The following is a 13226-nucleotide window of genomic DNA, read 5'->3' on the forward strand; positions in this document are numbered from 1 at the left end:
TGATGAATACTATTTTTCAAAACAAACGTATTGTATATATCGATATCTTAAGAATTTTATCCATAATAGCCGTCATCATTCTTCATATTACTGCTGGTCCGCTTACACGAACGAATGATTTTAACACCACTTCCTGGTGGGTCAGCAACATCTTCAACTCTGTATCCCGATTCGCAGTTCCCGTATTCTTCATGATCAGTGGAGCGATGATACTAAGGGTGGAGATTAAGTCTTACGGCGATTTTTATAAAAAAAGAGTGCTGCCTTTATTCATCCCTCTGATTAGCTGGTCGTTCATTTACGGCTGGTACAATCAGTATTACATTTTGAAAAGCAATATCGGCGTAGGTGAATTTCTGCTGGATTTTGGGTATAAACTGCTGGTTGACCGCAATTATGTTCATTTATGGTTCCTTTATGCCATTATCGCCATCTATTCGACGGTCCCGCTCATTAGTAAGCTCATTAAGAACGCCACGGAGAAAGATATTCGCTACTACCTCATCATGTGGTTTATCGTAAGTGTCCTCTACCGGTTTGTCTCAGAGATCATCTTCCGATGGACCAATCACTATATCGATATTTCGATCTTGAATATCCCGATGTTCATGGGGTTTCTCGGCTATTTCATCCTTGGGTATTATGTATTTAATTATGATCTACCTATCAAATGGAAAAATTCATTTTACAATCTAGGCGTCATATCATTCTTCCTCACACCGATCTTAACGTACTTCGCATCTATGTATAGCGGAATATTGGATGAGATGTTCTACGGCAACTACTCCATCACGACCTTCTTCATGGCCATGGCGATGTTTCTCTTTTTTAAAGAAAAAGAAATGTCCATTCACAATAAAACCAATTATAAAATCCAAAAAATGATTAGCTCCCTCTCCAAAGCAAGCTTTAGCATTTACTTGATCCACTTACTTGTTGAACTCATTGCTACAAATAGTATCGATACGGAAGCAACACTACTTGAGACGCTCCTTAGCTTGCTCTTCAACATCATGACCATATTCACGATTAGTTATTTCGCAGTAAAGGTTTTGAACTTAAACAAATGGGTTACCCAAGTATTATTCGGCGGAAGAGGTTGATGCAACATGAGAATCAGTATGTATACCAAAGTCTTTATCACCCTATTACTGGTTGGAATGGGTATTTATTATTATCAGGTTGTACAAGCCAAGGAGCAAAGAATATCCTCGGTATATATTGAGGCATGGCGTGATCCAAAGGATATCGATTTATCAGGAAAAAAAGTGGATATTGCTTTTATTGCCTTTGCCAAAATTGATGGCACCAGCTTGTATTTTCATAAGGATGCCAGTACCAATCTTCAAATTATTGATAATATCAAGAAACTCAAGGAAAACAACAAAGGAACCAAAATGGTCCTAGCAGTTGGTGGATATGGTGTAGATGGATTCTCTGACGCGTCTCTCGATGGGAATCGGTACGTATTCACAGAGAACATCATTAACATGGTTAAAGAATTAAACTTAGACGGGGTTGATATTGATTGGGAATTCCCTGCCTTTGATGCATGGGGTACACAAAAGTCTCGTGAGATCGATACTCAGAATTTCACAAGCCTTATGAAAGAACTAAGAGAGAAATTAAATCGTCTCCCGCACAAAAACAAATCGTATATCCTGACATTTGCCTCCGGTATACAGGACTGGTATTTTGAAAAAGTAGAGGTTAACAAAGTAGAGAAGTATGTCGATTACATCAATGTGATGACCTATGATATGACTGGCAGATGGTCTGATACGACGGGGTACAATTCGAATCTGTATTCAGATGCTAACAACAAAGCCAAAATCAGCATCGACAGCGTCATAAACCAGTATCTTTCACATCATATTAATAGTAGAAAATTACTTCTTGGTGTCCCCGCCTATTCTTATGGTTGGAAGAACGTCAAAGGCGATGCCAATGGTGCTTTTACAACCGGACAGCCTATCGATATTGAGAAAGTGGATTTAAGCTATAAGTCGATCGTGGATAAATATCAGAACCAAAATGGATTCAAGCGTTACTATGATGAACAAGCTAAAGCCGCCTATTTATACGATGGAGACATGTATATTAGTTATGAAGACCCTGAAGCCTTGAAAGAGAAAGTGAAGTACATTAAGGATAAGGATCTAGGCGGTGCGATGGTATGGGAATATAGTCAAGACGCGGAAGATGGAATTGTGACATACTTGTCCAGCCATCTCAATTCAGATAGCGAATAATTAACTTACTCTTGCTGTCGATTTCATGAATAAACCGCTTCAGATGGGAAATAGCATACGTGGAAACGGCTCTTATGGATACCTCTATCCCTAAGGGCCTTCTTTCTTGGGCTGACATTTAACTTGTGATACTTTTTATTTTTTCATAATATTAAGATTGTTAATAAATTCCGTTCGAAAATTTACTCGCAGGAGTGTGTACCATGAATTTAAAAGAAAGACTGATGGCAATTAAAGAAAACAACTACCAAGAACCTCCCCATACATACCCGTTGGTACAAGAAATGATACATCATATCGGTTCTTTGGATGCTGAGCTGCGTGATGATCTCATTTATACAACATTATCGCATTGGATTCCCGGCAGTTGTCTAACTGTAAGTGAACTCGAACAGCTTCTGACCGTTATATTAGATCATAGCCATTTGCTTTATAAGCTTGGTGAAACGAATACCGACTCTGTCTTCACTCGATCTTTCTCTATGCTGGTCATCCCGCTTTTATTGGCGAGGCATAAAGATTCACCATTTCTCACAAGTGAACAGGTTCATCAGATCAAAGAGAACGTATTTTATAATATACGAGAAGAGCGAGATTATCGCGGGTATGACGAAGATAAAGGATGGGCACATGCCATCGCCCATGCAGCAGATGCTTTAGACGACTTAGCTCAGTGTTACGAGCTGGATAAAGATGACCTCTTAACCATCCTCGATTTGGTTTACGATAAGATGACCCAAACAGATCGAATTTACTCTGACGGGGAAGATGAGCGAATGGTACGCCCCATTATAAGTGTCTTGAATAGAAAATTACTCAGTAAATCTTATATCGAGCAATGGATTGAAAGCTTTGGTGATGTGGAGAAAAGCCCAGAATTTCTTCCTGCCTTTAAGCAAAAAAATAACATAAAAAATTTTCTAAAAAGCTTATACTTCCGAGTTAAATTTTTCGAAGCAGATGCCGATCTTTGCCCAACTATCGAGCAAACCTTATATAAAGTTGAGAAGGTATACTACTCCCGCTAGGCAGTAAAAAAAGAGAGTAATCCGAGATCGTTCCCCAGACTCCTCTCTTGAAACATTATTATATTACAACTCTGCTTTCACTGGGCTATAAGAAAGTATTGCCACGCCGGTAGAGGTAGTTTGAACTTTATCTAGCTTTAATGCTTTTATGTAGCTATCATCTTTGAAAAGTCGTTTGCCGCTTCCTTGGACAACCGGTTGGATCATGAGGTGATATTCATCAATGAGATCCCCACTTCCATAGATCAAGATATCCTGACCCGGCAATTGTTTAATTCTAGAAACCTCATCAGCAAGATTTCCTTTGATCATTGTTGCATTCCATGGACCTTCTTCTAGGGTTGTGGAAGCAACATACTTGTGATAACTATTCATTCTGTCTGCAAATCCTTCTTCATCCTCCATAGTCGGCCATGCAGCTGACATTCCCTCATAAGTCACTCGTCCCATTAATAAGGCATCACTTGAGAACAACAAATCCGTTCTCTCTAATCAACCATTTGTAAAGTAGTATCAATAAACAATTAATTTATCATTATTTTAAAAATAAAGCTGAACTCATAAATGAGGTTATCACTGATTTCTTAACCTCTATGCCGCAAGGAAAGTTTGAGCTTCCCAAAAATCCTGCTGATATTGCAGCATTCAGATATAAAGTGAATGTGGAATATCTAATGGATTTCTTGAAGTTTGCGATAGAGAACATACCCGAGAACCGTAACGGTAAAGAACACAGAATGAAAACATTGCATTCTTATGTGTTGGACATGGAGTCCAAGCATGATGATTTCTAGTCTGACGATTTACCCTCTTCTTTATAGTGGCGTTACGGAAATGATCACGGGGAAACCAGCAGAGGACCCGGAATTTCAGAAGCAATGGGCTGAATTCTTAACCCAGATTAGTGAACGCATATTTGAATATGTAAAGCCGGTAAAAGAATAGTCCAACAAAAAAAGCGTACTCTTTATTAAAGAGTACGCTTTTACTTTGCTCGTTCGCCTATTTGGAAATATCGACAAATCCTTCGCCGAACACATCGCGGACATCGTGGATGGTGATAAATGCTTCTTTATCGATCCCTCTCACAATTTTCTTTATGCTGCTTACTTCCTGCTTGCTAATCACAATATAGAGGATTTCTTTTGGATCTTTTGTATAATGCCCATGCCCGTAAATAACAGTAACCCCGCGATTCATGAGCACATTTACTTGCTCCGCAATCTTATCCTGCTCTTTGGATACAATCGTAACAGCCTTTTTCGAGCTAATACCTTCAATAATGAAGTCCATTACTTTCGTCCCTATGTAGAGCATCACAATGGTAAACATCAGACTTTGCGGACCAATAATGAAGTAAGAGGAGAACGCAACAATGAGGTCAAAGAATAAGAGCGCATAACTGATATTCCAATCGAAAAACTTATGCATCATTCGAGCTAGTATGGTACTCCCCGCTGTTGTTCCGCCCACTCGTATGATTAATCCGATTCCCACACCCGCGAATACGCCACCGAATATTGCATTAATCATCAATTCATCCGAGGCAATATGCCAGCTTTCTGTTAGATGTAAGAAAAGTGAATTGAAGGCAACTGCAATAATGGTGTAGATAGTCGTCGTCTTATCCAGAAATTTATAACCGACTATTAATAAGATAGAGTTCAAAATCAAACTTACAAGCCCTGGGGACCACTGAAACAAATAGTACAGGATGATCGTAACTCCCGTAACCCCACCTTCACCAAACCCATTAGGAATTGCAAACAGATTAATCGCCAAGGCAAAAAGAAATGCACCTACGATAATCATAAGAATATCAATACAGCGTTTTTTCATCTTTATGTCCTTTCCTGTTACCATAACAAATTGCTACTAAATTACTGCTTTAAGTCAATCTTCATAATAAAACTTACCTTAGTATTTAGCAAACCTTTGAAGCAAATTCACGAAATTATGAAGAACCTATTAAAGAGAGCAGCCCGGGATCGCTTCCCAGACTGCCCTCTTGAAACATTATTAATTCTCAAAGTCTTTTTAGAAGCGCTCCAATCCGATCTAAATTCTGTTCATTGGCTTCTTCACATATTACTTTGAGGTTTTTGTAATCTTTCGCCGTATCAAAAGCTTGCCGGAAAGTAAGCTCCGTCCCACCATCAACCTCTTCGAATGTAGCGGTCAGCGTAAAGTAATGGTCACAATCGTGCCTGATTACGATACGATCAGGCTCAATCTCTTGGAAAAGACAACGATTCGGATAATTAACTCCGTTAGGCCCATGCATCGTAAATTCCCATATGCCTCCAGGTTTTAAATCGAAAGAATGGAATGTATTCGTAAAACCATTTGGCCCCCACCACTGCGCCAGGAGTTCTGGCTTCGTCCAGACTTGAAATAATACATGCTGCGGAGCATCATATTTTCGACGAGACACGAGCTCAAAGGTATCTGCGTTACTCTCACCAAGCGATTTTCCAAGCAGATTAAGCATTTCACTTGTCCCATGTTCACGTTGCTCCGGTGTATCATGACCATCGAAATACGTTCCCTGCTCCGTATATACTAATTTAACACTATCGCCTAGCGGCGTAATCTCAATCGTTGTAATAGAAACCGACATTCGGTTTTCACCTTGGTCCAGACTGTATGTGTATACGATACGTTCATTCGGCACGATTTCCTGATAATTAGCCTCTAATGTATAGACCGGTCCACCTGGAGGGCCACCCTGACTAAATTCTCTTCCGCCTACACGAAAATCGAATATCTCAGCAGGTTGGAACCAACGAGCTTTCGCATTTTGATCGGACCATGCTGCAAAAACCCGCTTTGGAGTAGCATGATAAATACGTTCCAATTTAAATGTAGAGTGTGTCGTATATCGCTGTGTCATCAGTAAAACCTCCCTATTATTCATTCATTACTAATTATCACTTAGAACATCACCAAGCAGATCAAGTCTTCGTTCCCAGTTCAATCGACGCTCAATCATATACTTCTCATGACTTAATCTCATCGTTTCAAGCAATGGAATAAAAGCATCGATGGAAGGTGACTCCTTGTCGTCCATTCGCTCTTTCAGACGTTCGAGTTCAGCTAGGAGTTTTCGCTGGTTTTCTATATTTTTTCGGACACGTTCAGCTTGAATAGCTACAAGTTCAGACGGAGAATACGTATGACCCTTAAGTAACGATTGTATTTCTTCAAGCGACAAACCCAAGTCCTTCAGAGACAAGATTTGATGCAACCGCTTGATATCCGCTTCGCTATACAATCGATGACCTGTATCGGAATACCCCGACGGAGTAAATAAACCGATCTGATCGTAGAACCGCAAGGTACGTACTGTCAGTCCCGTCAATTTGGCGAGATCCCCGACTTTCCAATGCTGTTGCATAACCCTCTCCTTTCTTTGACGCTAGCTGTTTACCGGTGCCTTTAGTATAGAACGTTACGTTACGTAAGGTGCAAGAACTTTATTTGTGAAGATCCATGGTATCTAATTGGTACAATATACCATTATAGTCTATCACTATATTTTCTCCATTCACAACTAGATATAATAATCTACAACTATGAAACTTTGATTTTTATAAAATAAATTGAACCATTTTACACGATGGAGCTAATAAAGGGTGTATATACAGTTTGGAGGGCCCTAAGATGAATGATCAGGAATTAAGTCCTTGGATAGATCGATTAATAGAAGGAGAACAAGAGGCATTTGAGGTCATATACGATTTAACGAAGAAGAAAGTGTATGGCACGGTGGCGATGCTGATACCTAATAAGGAAGACGTTCATGACATTGTGAACGAAGTTTATTGCCAGATGTTCAAATCACTCCCGACCTTTGACCGTTCACGTCCCTTCTTGTATTGGGTGAATGGAATCGTCATGAATCAAATTAACGGTTGGCGCAGGCAAGTGTGGCGGAGATTCCGCTTATTACAAAAGCAATCCATGAATCAAGAGCATTGTCCTTCGGAGCTTCCAGATGAGTTACTAATCCAAAGCGAAGTTCAACAACAATTGTTGCATTTTATAGGGAAGCTACCCTTTAAATTGCGCGTAGTCGTCTTATACAGGTATTACTACGAATACAGCAACGACGAAATAGCTGAGTTGCTTCGTATACCCGTCGGCACAGTCAAATCACGAAATAGTCTAGCGCTTAAGCAAATTCGACAAAGATTCGGTAATCATCTGGTGCAGGAGGTCGTATTCAACAATGTCTAAACCAAATTTAAATGAAACCATGACGAAGTATATCGAGGAGATTGAAGTTCCAAATGAGCTGGATCAACAGATCCGCCAAACCTTTAAACAACATCACACCCAAAAGGAGAATTCTAAAATGACACTTAAGAAAAAAATATTAGCTTTCAGTATAGCAGCTGCCCTTCTAATCCCTACAGGTGCATACGCATTTAATAGCTCTTACTTTAGCCAAAGTAATGTGAATTTGAACGATCTGGTGAACGACCAAGTTAAACAAGCTGCCGCTAACGGACTCACAGTTCCCATCGATCACAAGATTTCAGATCAAGGTATAACGATTCATTTTAAAGAGATGTATGTAGTCGATTCCAAAGTACTTGTCCACTATCGAATCGAAAAGGCAGACGGAACGCTAGTACCGTATGAATTTGATACTCAAGGTTTGAATGTGCGTAGTGATGGTAAAGAAAATGGTCAACAGACCACAGAGCCTACCTACAATGTATCGGGTCAAGAAGGCTTTAATGCATTGAACTTCTTCGGTACTGCAAAATCTGATAACCTGCCATTCTACCTTACAGATTCCAAAGGCATCAATCTAGAAACTGGGATCGCCGACCAAGGCAAGCCAGAGGGGTTACTAGCGTTCGTAACTGACGGTAAAAAGCTGCCGCAAGAGATGGTGCTCCACGTCAATATGAATCGCATCGGCGGCACGAAAGGAAACTGGCAAGGCGAGCTTCCAATTAATCAACAGAAAGCAACAACCCCTGGCACTAAGTAATCCGTATATTATTTTTCCCATTAAAAAACGTGGACACCTCAAGGTATCCACGTTTTTTGATCTTGTTATTAAGAACATGAAGTTAGATCAGCCCTTGCTCCTTCAGAAAATCTTTCGCGACTTTCTCTGCTTTCAGCCCTTCCGAATCGACTTCAGCATTCAATTTCTGCATTAATTCCTCATTCAGTAGCCCCTCCAGCTTCTGAAGTGTCGCTTCAAGTTCAGGGTATTTTGCGAGTACGTCTTCACGAATCACAGCACCTGCATGATAAGGAGGGAAGAAACCTCTATCGTCTTCGAGAATGACCAAATCATTCGTTATAATCTGACCTTCGGTTGAAAAAGCATTAATCACATCGACATAATCACCTAATAATGAACGGTACATGATTCCTCGATCCATTGCCTTCACTTTCTTGAACTCCATGCCATACATCGCTTGAAGCCCTGGATAGCCGTCTGGACGATCTTTAAACTCAAATTCACTACCAAATACAAGCTGATCTGCCACTTCAATCACATCACTAAACGTCTTGAGGTTATACTTAGCTGCTGTCTCTTTTTTCACAGCAAGCGTATAGGTGTTGTTAAATCCAAAGTTAGCAGGAAACACGATATGATCTTGTTTCAGCAGTTCCCGAGCTTTATGTAACGTTTCCTCTGCATTACCCGTTTCTTGCTGATAGTAGTTCGTCACAACCGTCCCCGTATATTCGGGGTACAACTGAATATCATTACTTTTCAACGCTTTCCATGCGAGATCAGAACCACCGAGGTTCACTTTGCGATCAACGGTAAGGTCTGTATCATGCTCAATTAAATCTGCCATCATGTGGGCTAAGAGTTCATTTTCCGTATAGTTTTTAGATCCAATCGTAATGGAGGCTTGACTCGCCTTATCCGACCCACAACCCGTTAACGATAGGATAATTACTAGCATGAGACTAAGGAAGATTCCATTCTTCTTCATCTGCTCACTCCTTTTCAAAAATCCTATTTTAATCCTTTGGGCGTTGCCAACTTCTCGGTTATGCCAAGGAAATAGTCCAATATTAAGGCTAACATAGCTGCTGGCACGGCTCCCATTAAGATAAGTGCATCCAAGTTACGTGATAATCCTAGGAAAATAAAATCACCCAGACCACCCGCACCAATAAAGGCTGCCAATGTTGCTGTACCGACATTAATTACAGTTGAAGTCCGAATACCTGCCATGATGACAGATAGTGCTAGAGGAAGTTGAACTTTGAATAAAATTTGCAGAGAAGTAAGTCCCATGCCACGCGCAGCTTCAATCGTCGCTGCATCGACATCTCGAATGCCGGTATATGTATTGCGGACAATTGGCAGGATGGAATACAAGAACAAGGCAGCAATTGCCGTATTCATTCCAATACCAAAGATCGGAATCATAAATCCTAATAAAGCTAAGGAAGGAATCGTCTGTAATATGCCCGCTCCACCAATAATCCAGGGTTGTAGCTTCGGCGCACGCGATACCCAAATACCCAGTGGAACACCTACAACGATGGCGAGCAGCATGGATAGGACGACCAGTTCGATATGCATCCCCGTTGCCTGAAGAAGTTCCTCCCAGCGGTTAGCGAATTGTTTCGTTAGTTGATCCCACAGTGATAGATTCATCTAGATTCTCCTCCCTTTTGCCTGCCCAATGATCGGCGAATGTGGTTAGCAAACTTGCTCTTGTAACGACCCCTGTAACTTTCATATCACCTGTTACAATAGGGATAATTCCTTGTTTAGCGTCATTAATATTCATTAAGGCATCTTGTGCAGTTGCCGACTGTTCCAAGTAAAAGTGCTGATCTTTAATAACTTCTCTAATGGTTGCGATCTCATTCATATGCTGTTGCAATTCATAAGCAGATACAATTCCTTCAAAACGTCCTTGCTCATCAACCACGATTAATGTATCCGTTCGACGCTGACGCATTTGAGCGAAAGCCCTTGAAGGTACGAGGTCAGAAGAAGCTACAACAGGGTTTTGGCGCATAATGTCACTTACGGTGATAAATGCAGGGTTCTGATAAATTCGGTTCTTACCAAGGAACTCCTCAACAAAGCTATTAACGGGATTGTTCAATAACTGTTCAGGTGTATCCATCTGTATTAATTCGCCGTCTTTCATGATGGCGATGCGATCACCCATTTTTAATGCCTCATCGATATCATGTGTTACAAAAATAATCGTTTTGTTCAATGTTTTCTGTAGGCGAATAAATTCATCTTGTAATTGCTCTCTCGTAATTGGATCTAATGCCCCGAAAGGTTCATCCATCAATATAATTTGTGATTCTGCTGCAAGTGCACGTGCTACACCAACACGTTGTTGCTGACCCCCTGATAATTGTTTAGGGTATTTATGAGCAAATTTATCTGGGTCAAGTCCAACCATTTGTAACAGCTCATGCACGCGCTCTTTCTTTTTCTCCTTGCTCCATCCCTTTAAATCAGGAATCAATGCAATGTTGTCTGCAATCGTATAATGCGGGAAAAGTCCAACCTGTTGAATGACATAACCAATATTACGGCGCAGTTCAACCGGATTTTGCTTGGATATGTCCTTCCCATCGATTGTAATGACCCCTTCCGTGTGATTCATGAGGCGATTCATCATTTTCATAGTTGTCGTCTTGCCACAACCACTTGGTCCAATCAATACAATAAACTCACCTGCTTTAATTTCAAAATTCAGAGATTTGACTGCACGATAGCCATTGGCATGCTTCTTACTTACATTCTGAAAAACGATCATATAATCTCCCCTTTCATTCTTCCAAAAAACAGTAAATCATTTACTGCTTTATTGTTGACTACTATAACAAACATATTTCTAACTGACAACCCCCTTTATATAAACAGGTTGTTAGTATTAAAATGTAAATCATGTATTTTGCTATACCAAAACACATCAAAAAAGCGCAGCCTGCCGCGGCTGCGCTCCCCTAAATTATTTGAAATTAAATTGGATTAATAAATTTATTTGTACGTTGTAAAACTTCGCCATCACCAACAAGAATAAGAACATCATTCTCCTGAATAATAACGTGTGGCCCAGGAGATATCGAAATACTTGTTCCCCTGCGAAGTGCAATAATCGTTGCTCCCGTCTGCTGCCAAAACTCCAAATTACCAATCGTTTTACCAATGGCATGTGAAGTTTCTTTGACCCGAATTTCAGTTGGATTATACGGCTTCAGATTTTGCAAACGATCTGAAAAACTAATAATATCCGAAAGAATGTTTTCAAACTTATTATCGATTTTCTTTTTTTCTTCTAATAAGTTTTCAAGTTCTTCTTTCAGTGAAAATACCGACTTTAAATAACTGCTTTTCGTTATATAATCTAAGGCACGCTCATCGGATTGTACAATAATTTCTTTCCCTTGCGAGACGGACACAATTCCTTCTTCTTTAAGGAGACCGACAGCCTTTCGAATGGTTTCAGGTGAAACATGATATAAGCTTGCAAGTAGCGACCTGCCTGAAATTTTACTTCCAACCGTAAACTCCCCATTCACGATCCGCTGCGCAATATCCAATGCGATAGATTTGTAGCCCGTGATTTCTTGCACAATCAATCTCCTACCTTCTTTTATATGCATCTATTCCCGTGCTATTATAGCAATTTTCCATACATTTGTATCCTATAGAACGACTTTTGTAAAATTTACTTTTCGTAACAAGTAATCGTATGGATTAGGCGACATCCATGATCAGTTTTATTTCTCGAATCCTCAAGTGCATATCGTTCTTACTTCACAGCGAATTTGTAGGTAATCGGCAGGCTTTCCAGCCCAAGCAGCACAGTACTATGAATCGGCACTAACTCCTTCACACGTATTCGCTCTAGCTGGCTCATATGAGCAAGTAATTCAGTAATTGCTGTTTTCACTTCTAATTTTGCCAGATGAACACCAAGACAATAATGGATGCCGCTCGAGAATGCTAAATGGTTTGTATTATTTTTACGTTCAATATCGAAGGCTTCCGCGTTTTTAAATACCCGCTCGTCCCGATTCGCCGCTCCTAACCAAACGTTTATCGGTTCTCCCCTGCGAATCAAATGGCCGCCCATTTCAATGTCATGAAGAACGATGCGGAACGTTGATTGAACGGGTGAACGATACCGCAGAACTTCATCAATCACTTTGGAAACCGTATCCGAATCATCCCGAATACTTCGCATGACCTCTGGATATTCATCAAGCGTAAGCACCGTATTCGTCAATAGGTGTGCTGTTGTTTCAATGCCTCCAATAATAAGCAAGAAGCAAAAATCAACCATTTCTCCATCGGTATATCCGCCTGTTTCTCCTTTAACAGACAGCAGTGCACTAACCAAATCGTCCTTCGGCTCCTTCCGCCGGCTATCAATCATCCATTGGAAATAGCTGCGAAGCTCTTCTTGAAGCGCTTCACTTTCGTCCTCATAAGCATCCATCCCGCCGGTAAACGAATTATACTTCACTTCCAATTCAGACCACCTTTTAAAAGGAAGTCTATCTTCGGGGGGAACACCTAACCAGTCCGTCAGGACATGAAGAGGCAGCGGAATCGAGAGGCTTCGGACAAGATCCGTTTCTTCCTGCTCCCTCAATACACTGATTAATTCGTCCACAACTGCGGAAATGCGCGGAGCCATTCCCATGGCCATCTTGGGTGTAAACAGCTGGCTCGCCATTGAGCGATACTTCTGGTGCCGCGGGGGATCCATAAATAGGATGCTTCTCTCCTCAAATGAAACCTGAGAAGAGAAGGTGTTATGATTAGTTAGCACATGCTTTACATCCTCATATCGAAACACATTCCAAGAATGATTGATGTCTTTGTACACGGGATTCGTATCACGCATTTGCCGGTAAAGAGGGAACGGATTTAATCCGTCCCAGGTGATAGGTTGATTCATGTCGTCCTCCT

The 13226-nt window shown here is 40.7% G+C and carries 15 protein-coding genes and 1 pseudogene; 7 read left to right on the forward strand and 9 right to left on the reverse strand.

Going from position 1 to position 13226, the window contains the following annotated elements; genetic code table 11:
* Window positions 1-2 precede the first annotated feature (2 nt).
* From NV379_RS11570 to NV379_RS11580, 3 genes are all read left to right on the forward strand, one after another.
* Complete coding sequence (locus NV379_RS11570; RefSeq protein ID WP_258207469.1) at window positions 3-1103, forward strand: acyltransferase; 1101 nt, start codon at window positions 3-5, stop codon at window positions 1101-1103.
* Window positions 1104-1109: 6 nt separating this feature from the next.
* Complete coding sequence (locus NV379_RS11575; protein WP_258207470.1) at window positions 1110-2252, forward strand: glycoside hydrolase family 18 protein; 1143 nt, start codon at window positions 1110-1112, stop codon at window positions 2250-2252.
* Between the two features lie 203 nt (window positions 2253-2455).
* Entirely contained in the window at window positions 2456-3280 is an 825-nt protein-coding gene (locus NV379_RS11580) for a DUF2785 domain-containing protein (protein ID WP_258207471.1), read from the forward strand.
* A 63-nt stretch (window positions 3281-3343) separates the two neighbouring features.
* On the opposite strand, the pseudogene NV379_RS11585 reads toward NV379_RS11580, so the two are convergent.
* Window positions 3344-3766, reverse strand: a pseudogene (locus tag NV379_RS11585) (dihydrofolate reductase family protein); the annotation flags it as partial.
* A 107-nt stretch (window positions 3767-3873) separates the two neighbouring features.
* Here NV379_RS11585 and NV379_RS11590 point away from each other — a divergent pair.
* Window positions 3874-4074 carry a hypothetical protein gene (locus tag NV379_RS11590; RefSeq protein ID WP_258207472.1) on the forward strand — a complete coding sequence of 67 codons (201 nt, stop codon included), beginning with the start codon at window positions 3874-3876 and terminating at the stop codon, window positions 4072-4074.
* Complete coding sequence (locus tag NV379_RS11595; protein WP_258207473.1) at window positions 4061-4225, forward strand: hypothetical protein; 165 nt, start codon at window positions 4061-4063, stop codon at window positions 4223-4225. Before NV379_RS11590 ends, NV379_RS11595 begins: the two co-directional genes overlap by 14 nt.
* A 57-nt stretch (window positions 4226-4282) precedes the next feature.
* Here the strand turns inward: NV379_RS11595 and NV379_RS11600 are convergent, their stop codons facing one another.
* The 3 genes from NV379_RS11600 to NV379_RS11615 all read right to left on the reverse strand — a co-directional run bounded on the left by NV379_RS11600 (window position 4283) and on the right by NV379_RS11615 (window position 6677).
* A complete protein-coding gene (locus tag NV379_RS11600; protein ID WP_258207474.1) occupies window positions 4283-5119 on the reverse strand; it encodes a YitT family protein in 837 nt (278 codons plus the stop codon).
* Window positions 5120-5306: 187 nt separating this feature from the next.
* Window positions 5307-6173 carry an SRPBCC family protein gene (locus NV379_RS26070; RefSeq protein WP_308860279.1) on the reverse strand — a complete coding sequence of 289 codons (867 nt, stop codon included), beginning with the start codon at window positions 6171-6173 and terminating at the stop codon, window positions 5307-5309.
* A 30-nt stretch (window positions 6174-6203) separates the two neighbouring features.
* Window positions 6204-6677, reverse strand: coding sequence for a MerR family transcriptional regulator (locus tag NV379_RS11615; protein WP_258207475.1), 474 nt, complete (start codon window positions 6675-6677; stop codon window positions 6204-6206).
* 266 nt (window positions 6678-6943) lie between these two features.
* Between NV379_RS11615 and NV379_RS11620 the strand changes: the two genes are divergently transcribed.
* Together NV379_RS11620 and NV379_RS11625 are read left to right on the forward strand one after the other, a co-directional pair.
* Window positions 6944-7519, forward strand: a complete 576-nt coding sequence (locus NV379_RS11620) for a sigma-70 family RNA polymerase sigma factor (RefSeq protein ID WP_258207476.1) — start codon at window positions 6944-6946, stop codon at window positions 7517-7519.
* Window positions 7512-8285, forward strand: a complete 774-nt coding sequence (locus NV379_RS11625) for a DUF4179 domain-containing protein (protein ID WP_258207477.1) — start codon at window positions 7512-7514, stop codon at window positions 8283-8285. Before NV379_RS11620 ends, NV379_RS11625 begins: the two co-directional genes overlap by 8 nt.
* A gap of 82 nt (window positions 8286-8367) precedes the next feature.
* On the opposite strand, the gene NV379_RS11630 is transcribed toward NV379_RS11625, so the two are convergent.
* The 5 genes from NV379_RS11630 to NV379_RS11650 form a co-directional block, all read right to left on the reverse strand.
* Complete coding sequence (locus NV379_RS11630) at window positions 8368-9255, reverse strand: glycine betaine ABC transporter substrate-binding protein (protein WP_258207478.1); 888 nt, start codon at window positions 9253-9255, stop codon at window positions 8368-8370.
* 23 nt (window positions 9256-9278) lie between these two features.
* On the reverse strand, window positions 9279-9929 hold the full coding sequence (locus NV379_RS11635; protein ID WP_258207479.1) for an ABC transporter permease: 651 nt from the start codon (window positions 9927-9929) through the stop codon (window positions 9279-9281).
* Window positions 9886-11061, reverse strand: a complete 1176-nt coding sequence (locus NV379_RS11640; RefSeq protein ID WP_258207480.1) for an ABC transporter ATP-binding protein — start codon at window positions 11059-11061, stop codon at window positions 9886-9888. Before NV379_RS11640 ends, NV379_RS11635 begins: the two co-directional genes overlap by 44 nt.
* Window positions 11062-11266: 205 nt before the next feature.
* Window positions 11267-11881 carry a GntR family transcriptional regulator gene (locus tag NV379_RS11645; RefSeq protein WP_258207498.1) on the reverse strand — a complete coding sequence of 205 codons (615 nt, stop codon included), beginning with the start codon at window positions 11879-11881 and terminating at the stop codon, window positions 11267-11269.
* A 179-nt stretch (window positions 11882-12060) separates the two neighbouring features.
* Entirely contained in the window at window positions 12061-13215 is a 1155-nt protein-coding gene (locus tag NV379_RS11650) for a cytochrome P450 (protein ID WP_258207481.1), read from the reverse strand.
* Window positions 13216-13226 lie beyond the last annotated feature (11 nt).

The organism is Paenibacillus radicibacter (assembly GCF_024721995.1).
Taxonomy (GTDB): domain Bacteria; phylum Bacillota; class Bacilli; order Paenibacillales; family NBRC-103111; genus Paenibacillus_AM; species Paenibacillus_AM radicibacter.

What these genes read in the sequence shown, in the direction of transcription:
- NV379_RS11570 (WP_258207469.1), top strand. Translation starts at nt 3, where the DNA reads ATGAATACTATTTTTCAAAACAAACGTATTGTATATATCGATATCTTA.
- NV379_RS11575 (WP_258207470.1), top strand. Translation starts at nt 1,110, where the DNA reads ATGAGAATCAGTATGTATACCAAAGTCTTTATCACCCTATTACTGGTT.
- NV379_RS11580 (WP_258207471.1), top strand. Translation starts at nt 2,456, where the DNA reads ATGAATTTAAAAGAAAGACTGATGGCAATTAAAGAAAACAACTACCAA.
- NV379_RS11590 (WP_258207472.1), top strand. Translation starts at nt 3,874, where the DNA reads ATGCCGCAAGGAAAGTTTGAGCTTCCCAAAAATCCTGCTGATATTGCA.
- NV379_RS11595 (WP_258207473.1), top strand. Translation starts at nt 4,061, where the DNA reads ATGATGATTTCTAGTCTGACGATTTACCCTCTTCTTTATAGTGGCGTT.
- NV379_RS11600 (WP_258207474.1), bottom strand. Translation starts at nt 5,119, where the DNA reads ATGAAAAAACGCTGTATTGATATTCTTATGATTATCGTAGGTGCATTT.
- NV379_RS26070 (WP_308860279.1), bottom strand. Translation starts at nt 6,173, where the DNA reads ATGACACAGCGATATACGACACACTCTACATTTAAATTGGAACGTATT.
- NV379_RS11615 (WP_258207475.1), bottom strand. Translation starts at nt 6,677, where the DNA reads ATGCAACAGCATTGGAAAGTCGGGGATCTCGCCAAATTGACGGGACTG.
- NV379_RS11620 (WP_258207476.1), top strand. Translation starts at nt 6,944, where the DNA reads ATGAATGATCAGGAATTAAGTCCTTGGATAGATCGATTAATAGAAGGA.
- NV379_RS11625 (WP_258207477.1), top strand. Translation starts at nt 7,512, where the DNA reads ATGTCTAAACCAAATTTAAATGAAACCATGACGAAGTATATCGAGGAG.
- NV379_RS11630 (WP_258207478.1), bottom strand. Translation starts at nt 9,255, where the DNA reads ATGAAGAAGAATGGAATCTTCCTTAGTCTCATGCTAGTAATTATCCTA.
- NV379_RS11635 (WP_258207479.1), bottom strand. Translation starts at nt 9,929, where the DNA reads ATGAATCTATCACTGTGGGATCAACTAACGAAACAATTCGCTAACCGC.
- NV379_RS11640 (WP_258207480.1), bottom strand. Translation starts at nt 11,061, where the DNA reads ATGATCGTTTTTCAGAATGTAAGTAAGAAGCATGCCAATGGCTATCGT.
- NV379_RS11650 (WP_258207481.1), bottom strand. Translation starts at nt 13,215, where the DNA reads ATGAATCAACCTATCACCTGGGACGGATTAAATCCGTTCCCTCTTTAC.